Raw genomic sequence first — 17,617 nt, forward strand, 5'->3', positions numbered from 1 at the left:
CCGTCGGTCGCGGGCAAGTCGACCGGACGCGCCGTCATCGGCCCCTCGTTAAAATCGATCATCGCCGCAAGCCCCCGGAGTCAGACATGGATCCAATCCAATTCGCCTACACTTTTAGTGTCCGCCTGCACGACACGGACGCGGCCGGGCGGCTGTTTTTCGGCCACCTCTTCCGCCATGCACACGATGCCTACGAGGCCTTCATGGCGCAGCTCGGACTCCCGCTCGAGCGCCTCATCCGAGACGACGAAATCCTGCTCCCGCTCGTGCACGCCGAGGCAGACTATCACCGACCGCTCGGCCAGGGTGATCGGGTTGAGGTCACGCTGGCGATCGAGGAGATCCGCACCCGCTCGTTTGCCGTGGCTTATCGCTTCGAGGCAGATGACGGGACGCTCGCCGCAACCGCGAAAACCATCCATCTCCAGATCAATCGGGACGGCACGCCCGCTTCGAGTCTCTCCGACGCGATTCGCGACGCCATCCTGCCCTACCTGCGCGAGGACCGCCCGCAGTAAGGAGCCGGCACGCCCCCCCTGCAGCCTCTCAGGTGCCGGGCCGAGACAAGGGAATCTTCCGCCCCTGCTCGTCGACCCGCACGAAGGTGATGCAGGTCGTGAAGATCGGCTCCTCGTTGCCGGTCGTCAGATCATCGGCGAAGACGTGGACCGAGTAGCTGATCGAGGTGTTGCCGCGACAGCTCTCGAGTGCGTCGAAGCGCAACACCGCACCCTGCTTTACGCTGCGGTGAAACTCCACGCGATCCATCGCGATGGTGACGAAACGGGAGCCGGGATAATCGCGGCTGGCCGCGATCCAGGCGATCTCGTCGACCCACTTCAACAAAAAGCCCCCGAACAGATAGCCGTAATGGTTCAGAAACTCGGGGCGTACGACTTTGAAACTCTCCACGAACGGGCTCTCCTGGTCATCGAAAGATCAACGATTGCTCATGAGGGGGTCAAAACAGCCGTTTAACTGCGCTGGATCTATATAACGATACGAACGTCCAGGTTATTTTTCGCCCCCGCGCGTCCTGACAAGACAACCACGACTGTTTCGGTAACCTGAGGGGCACTCATGACGGGGCATTCTTCCGTAGGCTGGGTCGACATCGTCGTCATTCTGGTCTACCTCTTCGCGACCGGCTATCTCGGCTGGCTCGGTTATCGCGGCACCCGCTCGGCGGCGGACTTCCTGGTCGGCGGGCGTTCCGCCCACCCGATCATCATGGCGGTCTCCTACGGGGCCACCTTCATCTCGACCGCGGCCATTGTCGGCTTCGGCGGGGTGGCCGGACTCTTCGGCATGAGTCTGCTGTGGCTTACCGTGCTCAACATCGGGTTCGGGATCTTGATCGCCTTCATCTTCTTGGGCGAGCCCACACGGCGACTCGGTCATCATCTCGGCGCCCACACCTTTCCCGAGCTGCTGGGCCAACGCTACCAGAGTCGCGGCATCCAGATCTTCGCCGGCGCGCTGATCTTTCTCTTCATGCCGCTTTACTCGGCTGCGGTCATGACCGGGGGCAGCATCTTCGCAGCCACCCAGTTCGGGATCGATTTCGAGGTCGCGCTTCTGATCTTCGCGCTCATCACCGCTGCCTATGTCATCCCCGGCGGCATCAAGGCGGTGATGTACACCGATACACTCCAGGGCTTTGTCATGGTCTTTGCCATGATCTTCCTACTGATCTTTACCTACATGAGCCTGGGCGGCATCACCGAGGCCCACCAAACCCTGACCGACATGGCGGATATGGTACCCGCACCGCTCGCGCAGATGGGGCATCAGGGCTGGACCGCGATGCCCGCCTTCGGCTGGGGCGCGCCCACCTACGACCTCTGGTGGACCGTCATCACCGCGCTGGTGCTCGGCGTAGGGATCGGCGTACTCGCTCAACCTCAACTCGTCGTGCGCTTCATGACGGTGCGCAGCCGGCGCGAGCTTGACCGGGCGGTGCCGATCGGCGCCGTCTTCATCCTGCTGATGGTCGGAACGCCTTTCGTCGTCGGCAGCCTCTCGAACGCCTGGTTCGCACAGCACGGCCCGCTGCTGCAGGGCAAGGTCGTCGAGGTCATCAATGCCGAGAAGGACCGCGCACTGGTCGAGCTGATGCAGCAGGGAGAATCCGGGACCTGGACGTCGATCCTCAACCCCAAGACACAGGCGCCGGCGCGCGCGCCCATGATTATCGGCGAGCGCACCTCGGCACAAGACGGCGACGGCGCGACCTTCGAGCTGGTCGCCGGCCGCTCCATCGCCGCGACCTACACCAAGGGCGATGCAGACACGATCATCCCGGCCTTCATCATGGCGGCGATGCCCCATTGGTTCAGCGTCATCTTCTTCCTCGCCCTGCTCGCCGCCGCCATGAGCACCATGTCGAGCCAGTTCCACACCATCGGCACGGCCGCCGGACGCGACCTCTACGAGCGCATCTCGGACAAGGGGCATCAACGCGAGCCGAGCATCCTGGTGATGCGTCTCGCCATCCTGGTCGGACTCATCATCGCCGTGACCATCAGCTACACGGTGCGGCAGGAATACGTCATCGCCCGCTTCACGGCGATCTTCTTCGGACTCTGTGCGGCGAGCTTCCTGCCGGCCTACATCGGAGGACTCATCTCCAAACGCGTGACCCGCGCCGGCGCACTCGCCTCCATGACCGTCGGCATGAGCGTCTCGCTCTTCTGGCTGGCCTTCATCAAGGCACGCGAGGCCAGCGCCATCGGACTTGTGCAGATGATCACGGACGGCAAGACCAGTCTGCTCGCGGATTATCCCAATTGGCCGTCGGTAGACCCGATCATCATCGCCCTGCCGGCCTCCCTGCTGACCTTGATCCTGGTCAGTGCGGTGACGCGACCGCCGGATAAGGCCCATTTGCGACGGTGTTTTCCCGATTAAACCGCGTCATGGCGGGCGATGAGAGGGTTGTGGATTGCTGCGGCCTTGCCGCCATCACTGAATCTTGGAGCAGACGCGGTTTAAGTCTTTTAAATTTTATTTAAATTGCGTCGACTGGGTTTGCTTTAGGAGCGGCGACGAAACGCGTTTGCACCAGGACCAACCGTAGCTCGGACGCAATTCAATTCAGGAGCGCATGGGATGCTGGGTATCGATGATCCGTATGTCCTTATGGCCTATTTCGGCGCCATCTCGATGGCCGTGATCGGCATCATTTACGGGCTCGTGCGTCGCAACGCGGCGCGCGACGAGGTGACCCCGGAGGACCGCCTTTGGGCGCTGGACGAGAAGAAGGTGGACGATGATTTCTAGACACGCATCGACATGGCTGGCGGCATTCACTGCCGCTCTGTTTTCGTCAGGCGCCTCGGCCGGCACTCAAGAGACCGATGCGGTCTCGAGCTTCAAGCCGGGGGCGGATCTGCGTCTACGCCAAGTCTTTATCGGCAACGTTGGATTGAACGACCAAAGCCCGACCGCCGACCGGACCTTTCAGCGGTATCGCGGGCGCATTTGGGGGATCTACGCACCGACCGACCACATCGTCGGCACCGCGCGCCTCATGTGGGAAGGCCGTCACTACAACAAGCCCAAGGAGAATCAATGGCCGGTGCCGGGATTCGAAACCTGGTACAGCGGCGGACTCTTCTTCGATCTGCTCGATATCGCATTCAAGGACATCGCCGGCTCGCCGCTCTCGGTGAAACTCGGCCGCCAGGAGATCATCCTCGGCAACGGCTGGCTGGTGCTCGAAGGTACGCCGCTCGACGGCTCGCGGACCATCTATTTCGATGCGGCCCGCGCGACCTATCAACTGGCGTCCATCGGGACCACGCTCGACCTCATCTACCTCAATCAGGACGCCGACACCGGGCGCTTCCCGAGCCCGCTGAACGGGGTGATCGAGGATCAGATCGAGCAATACGAGACCGGCGCCATCCTCTACGCGCGCAACAAGAGCCTGGTCAAGGACACGGACCTCGACGGCTATCTGATCTATAAAAGCAGCACGCCGGACAATACGCCGGGCAACATTCGGGTCAACAACGGTGCACCTTTCCCGTCCCCGCCCGATTCGGGTGTGGCCTATACCGCAGGCGTGCGTGCGGAATCGAAGCTCTTCCCCCAATGGGCATTGCGTGCGGAGGCGGCCTACCAGTGGGGTACCCGCAACAATGCAGATCTGGATGCCTTCGGGTTCAACGGACGCGCCACCTACAGCCTGAATGATCCGCTCGCCAACCGTTTCCATCTCGGCTACGAGTTTCTCTCCGGCAACGACCCCGACAGCGACGGCACCCAAGCCTTCGACCCGCTCTGGGGGCGCTGGCCGCAATGGAGCGAGCTCATGATCTATCAGTGGCCGCTGGAGAGCCGCGTCGGCGAGGCGACGAACCTGAGCCGCCTGAATCTCGGCTGGGGCACCCAGGCCCACCCGACCACCTTGGTCACGGTCGACTATCACGCACTCTGGGCCGACGAGATGACCACCCGCACCCCGGCGCAGTTGGTCAACCTCAGCGGAGAAAGCCGCTTCCGCGGACATCTCGCTGCGATCTGGGTCAGGACCAAGCTCAGCAAGCACGTCGCCGGACACCTGGTCGCCGAGTACCTCTGGCCGGGGGACTATTACGCCGAGAACCGGCGCGACGAATCCTACTTCGTCCGTGCGGAGTTGAATCTCACCTGGTAAGGGCGGGCGACACAGGCAATCGTCGCCGAGCGGCGAGCCCAGATCGATCTCGACGGCATCGAACGGCGGCACCCGGACGCGTCCGGGTGACTTAACGGGCGGGTATTCGGCTGAGAAGATGATGCGATAGCCGCCGGCGTCGAGCGCATAGGCGAGTCGAGCGTTCGGAGTCGTCTGGCTTCCACCGAGTCCACCTCGTTGTCGACCGCACTTGCCGACACGCGCCTCGTTCGAGTCTAGCCGGGAACGAGGCGCCCGGAAAGCCGGCCCCGCATCCCGTGCGGGGCGCCGGCTCGGGCTTAGTGCCCGCCACCCTTCAACGCGGTGTTCATCCCCTCGATGGTGTCCTTGGCGTCGCCGAAGACCAGCGAGGTGTTCTCCTGGTAGAAGAGCAGATTGTCGACGCCCGAATAGCCTGGACGCATGGAGCGCTTGAGGAAGTAGACCTGACGGGCTCGGCCGGCCTCCAGGATGGGCATACCGTAGATGGGGCTCGTCTTGTCTTCCTTGGCCGCGGGATTGACGACGTCGTTCGCGCCGACGACCAGCACCACGTCGGTGCTCGGGAAGTCGGGGTTGATCTCGTCCATCTCGAGCACGCGGTCGTAGGGGATGTCGGCCTCGGCGAGCAGCACGTTCATGTGTCCGGGCATGCGGCCGGCGACCGGATGGATGCCGAACTTCACCTCCACGCCGCGGGCTTCCAGGTGCTCCATCAACTCCTTCAGGGCATGCTGGGCTTGCGCGACGGCCATGCCGTAGCCCGGGATGATGATGACGCGGTTGGCATCCTCCATCCAGTAAACGGCGTCCTCGACCGCGGCCGATTTCACACCCTTCTCGGCGGCGACCGCGCCCGCGCTGTCCGCACCGCTGCTGTCCGAGCCGAAACCGCCGAAGACGACGTTGATGATCGAGCGGTTCATCGCCTTGCACATGATGTAGGAGAGGATCGCGCCGGAGCAGCCGACCAGTGCGCCGACGATGATGAGCAGGTTGTTGTGCAAGGTGAAACCGGTTGCGGCCGCGGCCCAACCCGAATAGCTGTTCAGCATCGAGATGATGACCGGCATGTCCGCCCCGCCGATCGGGATGATCAGGGTCACACCGAGGGTGAATGCAAGCAACGTCATGAGGGTCAGCGAGAGCAAGCTGCCGGTCATGGCGAAATGCACGGCCAGGGCGAGGGTCGCGATCCCCAACAGCGCATTGAGCAGATGCTGGCCCTTGAACTTGACCGGGCTGCCGCTCAACAGACCTTGCAGCTTGCCGAAGGCGATGACCGATCCGGTGAAGGTGATGGCGCCGATGACCACGCCGGCGGAGATCTCGCCCATCAGAAGTGCGTTCAGCTCGCCTGCGCTGCGCTTTGTCAGAAAGATCCCGATGGCCACCAGCACAGCGGCCATACCGACGAAGCTGTGCAAGGCGGCGACCAACTGCGGCATGGCGGTCATCTGGATACGCAGGGCCACGACGACGCCGATGACGGCACCGAGGGTCATCCCGACGATGATGAATCCGTAGGACTGGACCTGATCGCCCATCAGGGTCGCGACGACGGCGATCAGCATGCCGAGCATACCGTAGAGGTTGCCGCGCCGGGCCGATGCCGGATGGGTCAAGCCCTTGAGGGCCAGGATAAAGAGTACGGCGGAGACCAGATAGGCCACCGCCTGAAGATTAACCGAGAGCGTCATGACGGCCTGTCCTTACTTTTTCTTCTTGAACATCGAGAGCATCCGGTGTGTCACCAGGAAGCCGCCGAAGACATTGATGGACGCCAGGAGCACGGCGATGAAGCCGATGAACCGGGTGAAGAGCCCCGCCTCGGGATCACCGGCAACGAGCAGGGCGCCGACCAGGACGATGCCGGAGATGGCGTTGGTGAGCGCCACCAGCGGGGTGTGCAGCGAGGGCGTGACGCCCCAGACCACCGAGTAGCCGATGAAGCAGGCCAGAATAAAGACATAAAGGGCAACGAGCGAGGGATCGAGTGCCTCGGGCATAGGGGTAACTCCGGTTGGACCTTGAACAGCGGCGCGTTGCCGATGATCCGTGGTCAGTCATCGCAGAAAAGGCGATTGAACCGCAAAGCTGCCTTTGCGGCTCGATGTCTCGGACCGATCTCAGGCCGCGGGCTGCACGAGCATGGCCGCCGTGATGTCGTCCTCGGCGAGGTCCTTGAGGACCGGACCGGACTCGCTCGGGGTGAACATGATCTCGATCAGATTGGCGAGGTTGCGGGCGTAGAAGGCGCTCGCATCCGCCGGGACCAAGGCGGGAAAGTTGGTCAAACCGACAAGGGTCACGCCGTGGCGCTCGACGATCTCGCCCGCGACCGTCAGGGGGCAGTTGCCGCCATTGGCTGCGGCCAGATCGACGATGACCGAGCCCGGCCGCATCCGTTTGACGACCTCCTCCGTGACCAGGACCGGGGCCGGACGACAGGGGATCAGGGCCGTAGTGATGATGACGTGGGCCTTGGCGAGCTGGTCGCTCAAGGCGGCTTGCTGCTTGGCCTTCGCCTCCTCGGAGAGCTCCTTGGCGTAACCGCCTTCGCCGGCACCGCTTTCACCCAGGTCCAGCTCGATCGGCTTGGCGCCTAGGGAGCGGATCTGCTCGTGGGTCTCGGGCCGCACGTCGTAGGCATAAACGTCGGCGCCTATACGGCGTGCGGTGGCGATTGCCTGCAGCCCGGCGACACCCACACCCAAGACGACGAACCGGGCCGGTTTGGCGGAGCCGGCGGAGGTCATCATCATGGGTAGGAAACGGCCGTAGCGGGCCGCCGCCTCGATGGTCGCGCGATAGCCTGCGATGTTGCTCTGCGAGGACAGGGCATCCATGGACTGGGCGCGCGAGGTGCGCGGCATCCGCTCCATGCCGAGGACACGCATCCCTTTGGCGAGCATCGCCGAGAGGATCTCGTCCTCGCCGCAGTTCTCCAACAGACCGATATAGAGCCCGCCCGGACGCAGCGCCTCGACATCCGCTGCATCGGGGCGACGAACCTTGAGCAGGAGATCGACATCGAAGGCACCCGCGCGGTCGGTCAGCTGCGCACCCGCCGCCGCGTAATCCGCGTCGGGGTAGCCGGCACGCGACCCGGCACCGGCCTCGACCATTACCTCGAAACCCTTACCGATCAATTTCTTGACCACTTCAGGGATCGAGGCCACGCGGGTCTCGCCGGAGGCAGTCTCCAAGGGAATTCCGATCTTCATCGCTCTGTCGTCCTATCCGCAGGTCGGCCGCCCGCAAGCGGCAAAAACCCGCGCATTATGGGTGGGAGGAACGGTCGCCGCAACCACCCGCGCAACCTCAGCGCTCCCCGCTCCCGCGCAGCGCCTTGATGATGTGCGAGGAGATTTCCTCGATCGATTGACTGGTGGTGTTGAGGACCGGGATCTGAAGTCGCTTGTAGATCTGAGTCGCCATCCGGATGTCCTCCTGACAACGCTCCAAAGACGCGTAGCCACTGCCGGGGCGACGCTCTTCGCGGATCAGCTGCAGGCGCTGCGGATCGATGGTGAGCGCGAAGAGCTTATGACGGCAATCCCACACCAACTGGGGGACATCCCCGCGCTCGAAGTCCTCCTCGGTGACCGGATAGTTCGCCGAGCGCAGACCGTAATGCATGGCGAGATAGAGACAGGTCGGCGTCTTGCCCGAGCGCGAGACACCGATCAAGACCACGTCCGCACGATGAAAATTATCCGGCCGGATCCCGTCGTCGTTGGCCATGGCGAAATTGATCGCCTCGATCCGCTTGGTGTAATAGCTCGGCTTGGTGATGGCGTGGCTACGTCCGGGTTTGCGGCTCGGCGGCACGCCCAACTCCACGGAGAGCGGCTCGACAAAACCCTCGAAGAGCTCGACGTAGTAGCAGTTGCCGCTTTGCAGGATCTCGCGGATCTCGTTGTTGAGCATGGTTGCAAAGACGACCGGGCGAACCCCGTCGCGGTCTGCAGCCTCCTGCATCCGCTGCGTCAACGCCTTGGCGCGCAGGTCGGTGTTGATGTAGGGCATGTAGACCTGCTCGAAGTCGATGGTATCGAACTGCGACAACAGGCTGTGGCCGAGCGTCTCGGCGGTGATGCCGGTGCTCTCTGAGACGAAGAAGACGGTGCGATTCATAGGCCCTGACAGAGTGATGCAAGTCAATGCAGTGTATATTGGAATTTGGTGATATGGAGAAACGCTGATCACCACAGCGTGTGGGCGCGACTGGGATACCAGGTGCGCCGCACGTCCCGAGAACGGTTTCGGTCCGCATCGCGACCGATCTTTGCCGAGCCGGCACACCACCCGGCCGGTCCACCGACAGGCCGAGGAGCTTCCCGATGCCCAAGATCAACAACGACCACGCGCTGCGCGACGCCCTCAACGGACTCGACGCGCAGCAGCAACGTATTCTCGGCTCCCGCTTCGCCCAGCACGTCATACGCCTGAGCAAGGACGAGCGGGTCAATCGCGCCATCGAGGTCGGGATGCGTAATCAGGTCGCCCCCGGCGAGCTTGAAGACGCCTTCAAGGCGGCCAAGGCGTATGCCACCAAGACCTACACCGCCTGCGGCAAGGACACCGACTGGCTGGCGCAGGCCGATCACTTCGTCGCCGCCTCCGCCGCAGCCGCCCTGACGCCCGACGCGCTCCTGAGCGAGAAACAAAACCGCGCATGGAAGGCCGCCATGCAGGCACGCATGGCCGTCAACTGCACCCTCATCGAGGACGACGACGCGCCCGAGACATCCGAGGCCGAGCATCAGTACACGCTGGCCGAGGCATTCTTGGGCTAAACCGCGCCCAGAGCGAGATGCTCACTTTCGAGTGGGCTCGACGTTTGGTGCATCCACGGCCCTTAGTGGGGACGCGGTTTAAAATAATATATTTTTTAATATCTTAAACCGCGCCGACTCCAGCGGTCGTCAAAACTGCCGGGGCCGATCCCATCCAAAAACATCGCATACCGCACAGGGCGCGGTTTAAGTCCGCACTGCGGTCGGGTTGCCCGCTCGGGCACCCCGGCCCGCCGGGTCAAAGCTCGACCCGGTCGCCGTCCTGCGCCGCCAGGATCGCGTCATAGATCTCCCAGGCCGCGGCCGCCTCCTCCTCGCTCATGCGACTGATCGCGTGGCCCAGATGGACCACCACATAGTCGCCGACACCGATCGTGTCGTCCTGCAGCATGAAGAGATTGACCTCGCGCTCCGCGCCTTTCGCCGTGCAACGGGCCAGGAAGCCGTCGACGGACTGGATCTGCATCGGAATACCGAGACACATGGACAAGCCCTCAAGGGAAGTCGATCATTGCACGGCAGGCTAAGCCGCACCGCGCACCCCTGCAAGGACTCAGATCAAACGATCGGAAGATCAACCACCAATGGCAGAAGGTTCAACGCCGTGCAACCAACCACCCTCATCCTCGGCCTCGGCAATGTCCTCATGACCGACGAGGCGGTCGGCGCCGAAGTGGTCCGCCGACTCGAGCAGGACAGCGGTCCGGACGCATCCCTCGTGTGCATCGACGGCGGGACCCTGAGCTTCACGCTCGCGTTGCCGATCGGGGACTCTCCGCGACTGATCGTCGTGGATGCCGCGACGATGGGCGAACCGCCCGGCAGCGTCAGAGTCTTCGAGGGCGAGGCGATGGATCGCCAGCTCAGCGTCAACGCCAAGACCGTCCACGAGGTCAGTCTCTCCGACCTGATGGACATCGCACGCCTCACCGACACGCTCCCGCTCCAGCGCGCACTGGTCGGCATCGAGCCCGCGTTCGTCGGCTGGGGCGACCGCCTGACACCGGCAGTCGAGGCCGCGATTCCCGATGCGATCGCACGGATCCGCTCGCTGCTGGATCGCTGGGATACTGAAACCTAAACCGCGTCCAGAGCGAGGTGCTAGCTTTCGAGTGAGCTCGACGTTTGGTGCACCCACGGCCCTTAGTGGGGACGCGTTTTAAAATAATATATTTATTAATATCTTAAACCGCGCCGGCTCCAACGGTCGTCAAGTCTGCCCAGGCTGATCCCATCCAAAAATTTCGCATACTGCGCTGGGCGCGGTTTAGGACGGTTTCGGAATCTCTGAACTGCTCCGCCTTCGGCTTCGCCTTCGCACAAGCATCCTTGATTTGTGTACGATTTGGTTCTATCGTTCATGAGCACGCCACGTTTACATCGGCAGCGTGCCATCACCAAACCGCAAACGAGGATCTGCCTACATGCAACCCACGACGATTCGCTCTCTCTCGGCCTTTGCACTTTCAACAGTGACGATCGCCTTCGCGCTCAGCGGCTCGGTCTTCGCCGCATCCGCGTGCAAGGGCCTGGAAGAAGCGGTATGCACGACGACCGAGGCATGCCGCTGGCAAGCCGGTTATACACGAAAGGACGGCATCGAGGTCACAAGCCACTGCCGCAGCACGGGGAAGGCGAAAGCGGCGGCCCCCGAGACGCCGGCCCCGGATGCGGCTGCCTCGGAGGGTGTCGATAAGGCATCCTGACCGATTGCCCGGTCAGCTCCGGCGGCGCCGCGTCTTCGTGACGTGGGCCGTCGGGGCAGCTCGATCGGAACAGGGCTGGCCCGACAACGCAGGACACGACAGGCGCCGGCAGCGGGGTCGGGGCACCCGCGTTGCTGCAGGCTCCGCGGCTACCGATCCCCGATCGTCGGTTGCTCCCGATGTCCGGCCGGATAATCACCGAGCTCGCCCGCCTTCACATGCAGGGCGTAGAGGACATCCTCGTCGGCGATATGATCGATCAACCAATCCTGGGTCATCTCCAAGGCCCGATCCGCCAGCTCCTGACCGGGACCAAAGGTCCGCAGGTCGTTTTCCAGCGCATCCAAGCGCAGCATGAAGGCGACATGCTGTCTCAGGTGCGCGTCGAGATCCGGATAGTCGTGCCGGCGCATGAAGTCTTCTTCGGTGGAGAAATGGGTCTCGGCGTAGGCCCGCATGAAAGCGACGGCCTCGATCACGCCGGTCTTGGCCTCGCGGTCCAGGATCGCTTCGTAGAGCTGATGCGACGCGGCGAAGAAGCCTTGATGCTGTCGGTCGATCTCCTCGATGCCGATGCTGTAGATATCGGACCACTCTCTTAACATGAAGACCCCTTCGGAGTTGGAATCGGACTCGCCTTCGCCGGGAGTCTAGCACAGGCCGGCTCATCCTCTGACCGGGCACCTCGACCTCCTCCGACCGGGCCAGGCGCCCCGCTTCGCACAACCCTCGACGCACCGAACGACGCCGCTGCGCAGGGCCGGAGCACGTCGCGCTTCAGAGCGACCCCCAGGACCCGCGCCGACGACGGAAGCTCAGGTGCGGCAAAAACAAGCCGATCAGCACGCCGATGAGGATGACCCCGGCGCCGATCATGAACCAGCGCTGGTTGGTCCGATTGCCGAGGTCGCGGTTGGCTTGCTCGAGATCGGCGCGCTCGCGCGTGAGCTCGCTGACCTGGATGCGCAGACGCTCTCGGTCGCTGGTGATGTCGAGGATATTGGTCGAGGCATGGCGAATGGTGGCCAGCTCCTGCTCGAGCCGCAGCTTCTCGCGCTGCACCACCTGGAAGTCGGCATCGAGCCGGTCGTACGCCGTCTGCAGTGCCCCGAGCCTCGCGGCCAGCGTGTCCGGTTCCCCCTGAAGCTCGACCAAGCGTTTCTCGAGCTCGATGACGCGGTTGCGCGCAGCAGGCTCGTCTTGCAGCTCACGCTCGAGCACATACCCGACCGTCCCGTCCTCGGTGCGCACGCGCGCATAGTCGGTCGCCTTGTTGACGCTGACGACCTCCACCGGCGTGCCGCTCGACAGCATGCGGATGATGCGATAGCGGTTGCTCTCGCCCGTGCGCAAGGTGACCTCGAGCGAGTCCGTGACATAGCGCGTCGCGGCGCATACGGGCAGGATCTGAGCAGATTCGATGCCCAGCAGCAGGACAAAGAGGAATGCGGAACGTCTCACGGGGCATCCTCGGCGAGGCGTAGGTTCGGACGTGCGCGGTCGCGTCGAGCCAGCGGAAACGGCAAGTTATACCGAGCGCACGTGGGTTTTTCGGTCAGCAGGGTGCGTCACGCGCGCGTCGGGACAAGGCGCGCCGACGAGGCGTAGCGACCCCTACGGCGAGGAGGCGCCACGCCGGCCCGGCGTGCGCGGGGCGTGCATTGCGGCGAAAAACCCACGTGCGCTCGGTATACACCAGGGCTTGGCGCCTGTCACCCTTGCGGCAGCAGGAGAAATTCCAGCAGCGCCTTTTGGGCGTGGAGACGGTTCTCGGCTTCATCCCAGACCACGGATCTGGGACCGTCGATCACGGAGGCGGAGACCTCCTCTCCCCGGTGTGCCGGCAGACAGTGCATGAAAAGTGCGTCGGGCGCGGCCCGCGACATGACGGCATCGTCAACCTGGAAGGGCGCGAACAGGGCCTCGCGTTTCGTCTGCTCCTCTTCCTGACCCATGCTGGCCCAGACGTCGGTGACGATCAGATCGGCCCCCTCGGCGGCTTCCTGCGGATCGCGCAGGATGGTGCAACGCCCTTGGACCGCGGCGAGCAGATCGGCATCCGGCTCGAACCCTTCCGGACAGGCCGCCCTCAGCTCGAAATCGAACACCTGCGCAGCCTCCATGAAGGAGTGGCACATGTTGTTGCCGTCGCCGATCCAGGTCACCCGTCGACCGCGGATATCGCCGCGATGCTCGTGATAGGTCTGCATGTCGGCCAGGAGCTGACAGGGATGCAGACGGTCGGTCAGGCCGTTGATGACGGGTACGCCCGAATGCGCGGCGAAACGCTCCACGATGTCGTGATCGAAGGTCCGAATCATGACGGCGTCGACCATGCGCGAGAGCACCCGTGCACTGTCCTCGATCGGCTCGCCGCGTCCGAGCTGCGTGTCGCGCGGGGACAGGAACAAGGCGTGACCGCCGAGCTGCACCATGCCGACCTCGAAGGACACACGGGTGCGCGTCGAGGATTTCTCGAAGATCATCGCCAAGGTGCGGTTCGGAAACGGCCGATAGACCTCGCCGGTTTTCAACATCCGCTTGAGCTCGGTCCCCCGTGCGATCAGCCCGCGGGCCTCTTCGGCACTTAGATCGAGCAGGGATAAAAAGTGTCGGCAAAGTGTCTGATCGGCATCCATGGACATCGTCTCTTCCGCGGGGCGCTGCTCAGGCATCGCTGAGCCAGCGCTTGACTAGGGCGGTCAGCCCTACAAGAAGTCGGTCGGCCTCTGCTCGGGCCAAGATCAGGGGCGGCAGAAGCCGGATGACCCGATCCGCCGTCACGTTGATCAGCAGACCGGCCTCGAGCGCCTGCACGACCAGATCGGCACAGGGGCGATCCAGCTCGATCCCCAGCATCAGACCCTGCCCGCGCACCTCGACCACGCCCGGCACGTCGCTCAAGGCCGTGCGAAAACCCTCGAGTAAATAGGTGCCTTGCTCGGCCGCGTTGGCAATCAGATCTTCGGCAACGATCGTCTCCAGCACGGCGCGTGCTGCCCGGCAAACCAATGGATTGCCGCCGAACGTCGAGCCATGCGCACCCGGCCCGAAGACCTCGGCCGCAGCCCCGCGGGCCAGACAAGCACCGATCGGCACGCCATTGGCGAGCCCCTTGGCGAGCGTGACGACGTCCGGGGCCGCACCGCCGTGCTCATGCCCGAACCACCGCCCGGTGCGCCCCATTCCGGTCTGAATCTCGTCGCAGATCAAGAGCCAGCCGTGCCGATCGCAAAGCTCGCGCAGACGCTGCCCGTAATCCGGCGCCGGGATGCGGATGCCGCCCTCGCCCTGGATGGGCTCGACCAGAACGGCCACGATGTTCGAACGGTTGGCCGCCGCGGTCTCGATCGCCTCGACGTCGTCGTAAGGCACCCGCACGAAGCCCTGCACGAGCGGCTCGAAACCGGCTTGGACCTTGCGATTTCCGGTCGCCGAAAGCGTGGCGAGCGTGCGCCCGTGGAAGCTGTTCTCGGCGACCAGGATCGCGGGATTCTCGACCCCGCGCCGGTGAGCATGCAGACGCGCAATCTTGATCGCGGCCTCGTTGGCCTCCGCACCTGAGTTGCCGAAGAAGACCCGATCCATGCCGGACATCTCGGTCAGCATCGCGCCGAGGCGCTCCTGCTCGGTGATCCGGTACAGATTGGACGTGTGCACCAACAAGCCCGCTTGCTCGCAAAGCGCGTCGCGCACCGCCGGGTGCGCATGCCCGAGCCCGCACACCGCGATGCCCGAAAGCGCGTCGAGGTACCGTCGGCCTTCCGTATCCCACAGCCAAACGCCCTCGCCGCGCGCGAAGGCGACCGGCAAACGTTTATAAGTGGCCATCAAGGGTTCGGTCATTACGGCAGACCCCGCTGCGTCTCCGAAAAACAAAAAAAGGCGGTTCCTCAACACGGGAAACCGCCTCTGCTCAAAGGCGAAGCCGGGGAATATAGCGCGAAAAGAACCCGAGCGACAAGAACCCGAGACACCTGGTCCCCGACGACCCCGAGCGGAGACGCGATCAGTTGCAGACAAGAGGATCCGCCCCAATCGCCGGCCGATCCGCGCAGGCATCGACATCGCGTTCCGCCCGGAGCATCAGAATAGACTCATACGCTTCATCACACCGTCACGTTTAATCCGCCAGTGATAAACCGCGGCGGAGACGTGAATCAGAATCAAGCTCAGAATCGCCCAACCGACTATCGCGTGAAGCTGGAACAGGGTCTTGCTCAGCTCCTTATTCTCGGGCATCAGCCCGGGCAGGGTCAGATCGAAGAACTGCACGGGGAAACCGCCCGCCGCAGTACCCAGCCATCCCAGCATCGGCATCAGGATCAGCGCAACATAAAAGAGACTGTGGACGGTCAGGCTGGCCGCACGCTCCAAACCGCTCAAAGGCGGTTGGTAGGCCGGAGACTGCAAAAGACGCTTCAGCCCGAGGCGCAGAAGCATCAGGGCCAGCAACAGGATCCCGAATGTCTTATGGTAGCCATAGAGCTGATTGGTCATCTCCAATCCAACCAGATCCTTCAGTCCTTCGAACCCGAGGGTTCCCAGCAAGGACCCGACAGCGAGCAAACCCAAAACCAGCAGGGCGATCAACCAATGCAGGAGTCGCTGAGCATAGTTGTAACGAAGGGTTTCCATCCAATCCTCCGAAAGACATTGTTGTGATGAGTCACGTCGGTGGCGATGTGCTCCTTGCTCGCCAAAACGCCCCCTGCGTCATCCAACGCGGTTTCTTCCGGTCTCTCTCCTGCCATAAAGTAGTACCTGCGGGCACCGACACAACCACCGATGGACGCGGACGTCTCGGGTTTAAGCCAGACAAGGACGCCGATGGACGGCGATACTGCGGAGTCGCTTGGGCGCACTCTTTGCCGTGACTCCGGATCGGTTTGCGAAGACCTCTGTCGCACGACAGGGTTATCCTTCAACAGTGACGGAACATGGACAAGAGGATGGCTCGAGATTGATCTGAAGCCACGGACATCCGACGTCTTGCTCGGACAGGACCGAGCCTCACTCGATGGAGAAGAGACCGATGACCCGCACCGACGACAACTCGACTTTTTCCGACCGCGCCCGCGCGGCCCTGCTCGCCCATGCGTGTGGCGACCGCTTCGGCGCCCCGCTTGAGTTCGTGAAGGACGCGAGCGTGCGCACCCGGCCGGTCCATCTGGGGCATTGGACCGACGACACCCACATGTCGCTCTATCTGGGCGAGGCGATCCTGGAGCATGGAGCGGGGCCGTTCGAGCCGGACCGATTCGGCACGCTGGTCGGCGAGGCGTTTGTGCGCTGGAGCCATGACCCGTTGACCCCATCGACCGCGCCGGGCGGCACCTGCCTGACCGGGACCGCGCGCTTCGAGCGCGAGCACGACTGGACTACCAGCGGGGTGCGCGAGTCCGACGGCTGCGGAGCGGTGATGCGGATCGTGCCCTTGGCGCTGGCCTATCGGGGCGACGACCTGATCGAGGCTGCGCGCATCTCGGCGCTGCTCACCCATGCCCATCCCAACGCGGTGGAGGCGGCGATCGCCGGGGCCTGGCTGGTACGAGCGATCCTGGAGACGGGACGCTGGGACACGCTGCTGGTCGAAGAGGCGATCCAAGGGCTCGACGGGCCTTGGCAGCAAGGTGGAGAGGTCGCGGCGAGCCTGCGCGCAGCACTGGCGTGGGCGCAGCGCGGCGAGGACTGGCTCGATGAAGAGGCCATTCCGCCGGGCGACGGCGGCTGGCGTTCCGGCAGTGCGCTGGGCCTTGCTGTGGGGGCGACGTTGCGCTGGCCGGCCGATCTGGGTCTGGCGGTCGAGAAGGCCGCGCGGATCCGCGGTGATTCCGATTCCGTCGCGTGCCTTGCCGGCGCCCTGCTGGGCGCGGCGCTGGGCACGGAGGCGATCCCGACGCCGTGGCTCGACACCCTGCCGCAGCGCGACGAGATTGCCGGGCTCGCGGATCGACTGCTCGGGCTCGATGCATGACGGCCACATACCCGCCGCTGGCGGCGATCGGCGATCGACAGGGTCAACAGAGGAGCGGAGATGTACGATCTGATCGGCGACATCCACGGCTGCGCCGGGGCGCTCGAGGCGCTGCTCGCCAAGATGGGCTACCGCGAACAAGACGGCGTCTGGCGACATCCGACGCACCAGGTGATCTTCCTCGGCGACTTCATCGATCGCGGACCGGAGCAGGTCGAGGTGATGAAGGTCGTTCGCGCGATGGTCGACGCCGAGCAGGCGCTTTCGGTCATGGGCAATCACGAGCTCAACGCCGTGGCTTGGGCCACGCCTGCGGCGACGCTCAGAGCACCAACAGCAGGACGGCCGGGAGCGTGATCAGGGCGGCGGCGTTGCCGAGGAGCACGATGGAGGCGACACGCTCGGGCTCTTGAGCGTAGCCATCGGCGAAGATGGCCTTGAGCACCGCGGGCGGAAATGCGGCGAAGAC

Annotated in this window: 21 protein-coding genes; 9 read left to right on the forward strand and 12 right to left on the reverse strand. The window is 63.9% G+C overall.

What is annotated here, in order from left to right; translation table 11 throughout:
* Nucleotides 1-86 precede the first annotated feature (86 nt).
* Nucleotides 87-518: a thioesterase family protein gene (locus KFB96_RS15025; RefSeq protein ID WP_213457680.1), complete on the forward strand. Its 432-nt coding sequence runs from the start codon at nt 87-89 to the stop codon at nt 516-518.
* Nucleotides 519-546: 28 nt separating this feature from the next.
* Here KFB96_RS15025 and KFB96_RS15030 read toward each other — a convergent pair whose 3' ends face one another.
* The gene (locus KFB96_RS15030) at nt 547-912 is read right to left on the reverse strand and encodes an acyl-CoA thioesterase (protein WP_120796206.1); all 366 of its coding nucleotides are present in this window, start codon (nt 910-912) and stop codon (nt 547-549) included.
* 168 nt (nt 913-1,080) lie between these two features.
* On the opposite strand from KFB96_RS15030, the gene KFB96_RS15035 reads away from it, so the two are divergent.
* The 3 genes from KFB96_RS15035 to KFB96_RS15045 all read left to right on the forward strand — a co-directional run bounded on the left by KFB96_RS15035 (nt 1,081) and on the right by KFB96_RS15045 (nt 4,663).
* A complete protein-coding gene (locus tag KFB96_RS15035) occupies nt 1,081-2,910 on the forward strand; it encodes a sodium:solute symporter (RefSeq protein ID WP_213457679.1) in 1,830 nt (609 codons plus the stop codon).
* Between the two features lie 201 nt (nt 2,911-3,111).
* Nucleotides 3,112-3,282 (forward strand): symporter small accessory protein, encoded by a 171-nt coding sequence (locus KFB96_RS15040; RefSeq protein WP_213457678.1) that lies wholly within the window; start codon nt 3,112-3,114, stop codon nt 3,280-3,282.
* Nucleotides 3,272-4,663, forward strand: a complete 1,392-nt coding sequence (locus KFB96_RS15045; RefSeq protein ID WP_213457677.1) for an alginate export family protein — start codon at nt 3,272-3,274, stop codon at nt 4,661-4,663. The genes KFB96_RS15040 and KFB96_RS15045 overlap by 11 nt, the downstream gene beginning before the upstream one ends.
* Before the next feature lie 299 nt (nt 4,664-4,962).
* On the opposite strand, the gene KFB96_RS15050 is transcribed toward KFB96_RS15045, so the two are convergent.
* From KFB96_RS15050 to KFB96_RS15065, 4 genes are all read right to left on the reverse strand, one after another.
* Nucleotides 4,963-6,363, reverse strand: a complete 1,401-nt coding sequence (locus KFB96_RS15050) for an NAD(P)(+) transhydrogenase (Re/Si-specific) subunit beta (RefSeq protein WP_213457676.1) — start codon at nt 6,361-6,363, stop codon at nt 4,963-4,965.
* A gap of 12 nt (nt 6,364-6,375) precedes the next feature.
* Nucleotides 6,376-6,672: a proton-translocating transhydrogenase family protein gene (locus tag KFB96_RS15055; RefSeq protein WP_213457675.1), complete on the reverse strand. Its 297-nt coding sequence runs from the start codon at nt 6,670-6,672 to the stop codon at nt 6,376-6,378.
* 120 nt (nt 6,673-6,792) lie between these two features.
* Nucleotides 6,793-7,890 carry a Re/Si-specific NAD(P)(+) transhydrogenase subunit alpha gene (locus KFB96_RS15060; protein ID WP_213457674.1) on the reverse strand — a complete coding sequence of 366 codons (1,098 nt, stop codon included), beginning with the start codon at nt 7,888-7,890 and terminating at the stop codon, nt 6,793-6,795.
* Between the two features lie 97 nt (nt 7,891-7,987).
* Complete coding sequence (locus tag KFB96_RS15065) at nt 7,988-8,803, reverse strand: pyruvate, water dikinase regulatory protein (RefSeq protein ID WP_213457673.1); 816 nt, start codon at nt 8,801-8,803, stop codon at nt 7,988-7,990.
* A gap of 206 nt (nt 8,804-9,009) precedes the next feature.
* Here KFB96_RS15065 and KFB96_RS15070 point away from each other — a divergent pair, with 206 nt between their 5' ends.
* Nucleotides 9,010-9,465 (forward strand): hypothetical protein, encoded by a 456-nt coding sequence (locus tag KFB96_RS15070; protein ID WP_213457672.1) that lies wholly within the window; start codon nt 9,010-9,012, stop codon nt 9,463-9,465.
* A 238-nt stretch (nt 9,466-9,703) separates the two neighbouring features.
* On the opposite strand, the gene KFB96_RS15075 is transcribed toward KFB96_RS15070, so the two are convergent.
* Nucleotides 9,704-9,949, reverse strand: coding sequence for a HypC/HybG/HupF family hydrogenase formation chaperone (locus KFB96_RS15075; RefSeq protein WP_213457671.1), 246 nt, complete (start codon nt 9,947-9,949; stop codon nt 9,704-9,706).
* A 120-nt stretch (nt 9,950-10,069) separates the two neighbouring features.
* Between KFB96_RS15075 and KFB96_RS15080 the strand changes: the two genes are divergently transcribed.
* Nucleotides 10,070-10,546 carry a HyaD/HybD family hydrogenase maturation endopeptidase gene (locus KFB96_RS15080; RefSeq protein ID WP_213457670.1) on the forward strand — a complete coding sequence of 159 codons (477 nt, stop codon included), beginning with the start codon at nt 10,070-10,072 and terminating at the stop codon, nt 10,544-10,546.
* A gap of 343 nt (nt 10,547-10,889) precedes the next feature.
* Complete coding sequence (locus KFB96_RS15085) at nt 10,890-11,171, forward strand: hypothetical protein (protein WP_213457669.1); 282 nt, start codon at nt 10,890-10,892, stop codon at nt 11,169-11,171.
* Nucleotides 11,172-11,320: 149 nt separating this feature from the next.
* Here KFB96_RS15085 and KFB96_RS15090 read toward each other — a convergent pair whose 3' ends face one another.
* The 5 genes from KFB96_RS15090 to KFB96_RS15110 form a co-directional block, all read right to left on the reverse strand.
* Nucleotides 11,321-11,776: a bacteriohemerythrin gene (locus tag KFB96_RS15090; RefSeq protein WP_213457668.1), complete on the reverse strand. Its 456-nt coding sequence runs from the start codon at nt 11,774-11,776 to the stop codon at nt 11,321-11,323.
* Nucleotides 11,777-11,948: 172 nt separating this feature from the next.
* Entirely contained in the window at nt 11,949-12,632 is a 684-nt protein-coding gene (locus KFB96_RS15095; RefSeq protein WP_213457667.1) for a TIGR04211 family SH3 domain-containing protein, read from the reverse strand.
* Between the two features lie 251 nt (nt 12,633-12,883).
* Nucleotides 12,884-13,810, reverse strand: a complete 927-nt coding sequence (argF, locus tag KFB96_RS15100) for an ornithine carbamoyltransferase (RefSeq protein ID WP_213457666.1) — start codon at nt 13,808-13,810, stop codon at nt 12,884-12,886.
* Between the two features lie 28 nt (nt 13,811-13,838).
* The gene (locus KFB96_RS15105; RefSeq protein ID WP_213457665.1) at nt 13,839-15,017 is read right to left on the reverse strand and encodes an aspartate aminotransferase family protein; all 1,179 of its coding nucleotides are present in this window, start codon (nt 15,015-15,017) and stop codon (nt 13,839-13,841) included.
* 240 nt (nt 15,018-15,257) lie between these two features.
* On the reverse strand, nt 15,258-15,809 hold the full coding sequence (locus tag KFB96_RS15110; RefSeq protein ID WP_213457664.1) for a cytochrome b/b6 domain-containing protein: 552 nt from the start codon (nt 15,807-15,809) through the stop codon (nt 15,258-15,260).
* A 382-nt stretch (nt 15,810-16,191) separates the two neighbouring features.
* Between KFB96_RS15110 and KFB96_RS15115 the strand changes: the two genes are divergently transcribed.
* Together KFB96_RS15115 and KFB96_RS15120 are read left to right on the forward strand one after the other, a co-directional pair.
* Nucleotides 16,192-17,148 carry an ADP-ribosylglycohydrolase family protein gene (locus tag KFB96_RS15115; protein WP_300970349.1) on the forward strand — a complete coding sequence of 319 codons (957 nt, stop codon included), beginning with the start codon at nt 16,192-16,194 and terminating at the stop codon, nt 17,146-17,148.
* Nucleotides 17,149-17,208: 60 nt separating this feature from the next.
* A complete protein-coding gene (locus tag KFB96_RS15120; RefSeq protein WP_213457663.1) occupies nt 17,209-17,505 on the forward strand; it encodes a metallophosphoesterase in 297 nt (98 codons plus the stop codon).
* On the opposite strand, the gene KFB96_RS26850 is transcribed toward KFB96_RS15120, so the two are convergent.
* A complete protein-coding gene (locus KFB96_RS26850) occupies nt 17,471-17,593 on the reverse strand; it encodes a hypothetical protein (protein ID WP_300970353.1) in 123 nt (40 codons plus the stop codon). The genes KFB96_RS15120 and KFB96_RS26850 overlap by 35 nt on opposite strands.
* Nucleotides 17,594-17,617: the final 24 nt, after the last annotated feature.

Origin of the sequence: Thiocapsa sp. (assembly GCF_018399035.1) — a bacterium.
GTDB lineage: Bacteria > Pseudomonadota > Gammaproteobacteria > Chromatiales > Chromatiaceae > Thiocapsa.

What these genes read in the sequence shown, in the direction of transcription:
- KFB96_RS15035 (WP_213457679.1), top strand. Translation starts at nt 1,081, where the DNA reads ATGACGGGGCATTCTTCCGTAGGCTGGGTCGACATCGTCGTCATTCTG.
- KFB96_RS15090 (WP_213457668.1), bottom strand. Translation starts at nt 11,776, where the DNA reads ATGTTAAGAGAGTGGTCCGATATCTACAGCATCGGCATCGAGGAGATC.
- KFB96_RS15065 (WP_213457673.1), bottom strand. Translation starts at nt 8,803, where the DNA reads ATGAATCGCACCGTCTTCTTCGTCTCAGAGAGCACCGGCATCACCGCC.
- argF (WP_213457666.1), bottom strand. Translation starts at nt 13,810, where the DNA reads ATGGATGCCGATCAGACACTTTGCCGACACTTTTTATCCCTGCTCGAT.
- KFB96_RS15040 (WP_213457678.1), top strand. Translation starts at nt 3,112, where the DNA reads ATGCTGGGTATCGATGATCCGTATGTCCTTATGGCCTATTTCGGCGCC.
- KFB96_RS15075 (WP_213457671.1), bottom strand. Translation starts at nt 9,949, where the DNA reads ATGTGTCTCGGTATTCCGATGCAGATCCAGTCCGTCGACGGCTTCCTG.
- KFB96_RS15055 (WP_213457675.1), bottom strand. Translation starts at nt 6,672, where the DNA reads ATGCCCGAGGCACTCGATCCCTCGCTCGTTGCCCTTTATGTCTTTATT.
- KFB96_RS15025 (WP_213457680.1), top strand. Translation starts at nt 87, where the DNA reads ATGGATCCAATCCAATTCGCCTACACTTTTAGTGTCCGCCTGCACGAC.
- KFB96_RS15115 (WP_300970349.1), top strand. Translation starts at nt 16,192, where the DNA reads ATGGAGAAGAGACCGATGACCCGCACCGACGACAACTCGACTTTTTCC.
- KFB96_RS15045 (WP_213457677.1), top strand. Translation starts at nt 3,272, where the DNA reads ATGATTTCTAGACACGCATCGACATGGCTGGCGGCATTCACTGCCGCT.
- KFB96_RS15070 (WP_213457672.1), top strand. Translation starts at nt 9,010, where the DNA reads ATGCCCAAGATCAACAACGACCACGCGCTGCGCGACGCCCTCAACGGA.
- KFB96_RS15085 (WP_213457669.1), top strand. Translation starts at nt 10,890, where the DNA reads ATGCAACCCACGACGATTCGCTCTCTCTCGGCCTTTGCACTTTCAACA.
- KFB96_RS15050 (WP_213457676.1), bottom strand. Translation starts at nt 6,363, where the DNA reads ATGACGCTCTCGGTTAATCTTCAGGCGGTGGCCTATCTGGTCTCCGCC.
- KFB96_RS15060 (WP_213457674.1), bottom strand. Translation starts at nt 7,890, where the DNA reads ATGAAGATCGGAATTCCCTTGGAGACTGCCTCCGGCGAGACCCGCGTG.
- KFB96_RS15110 (WP_213457664.1), bottom strand. Translation starts at nt 15,809, where the DNA reads ATGGAAACCCTTCGTTACAACTATGCTCAGCGACTCCTGCATTGGTTG.
- KFB96_RS15105 (WP_213457665.1), bottom strand. Translation starts at nt 15,017, where the DNA reads ATGACCGAACCCTTGATGGCCACTTATAAACGTTTGCCGGTCGCCTTC.
- KFB96_RS15120 (WP_213457663.1), top strand. Translation starts at nt 17,209, where the DNA reads ATGTACGATCTGATCGGCGACATCCACGGCTGCGCCGGGGCGCTCGAG.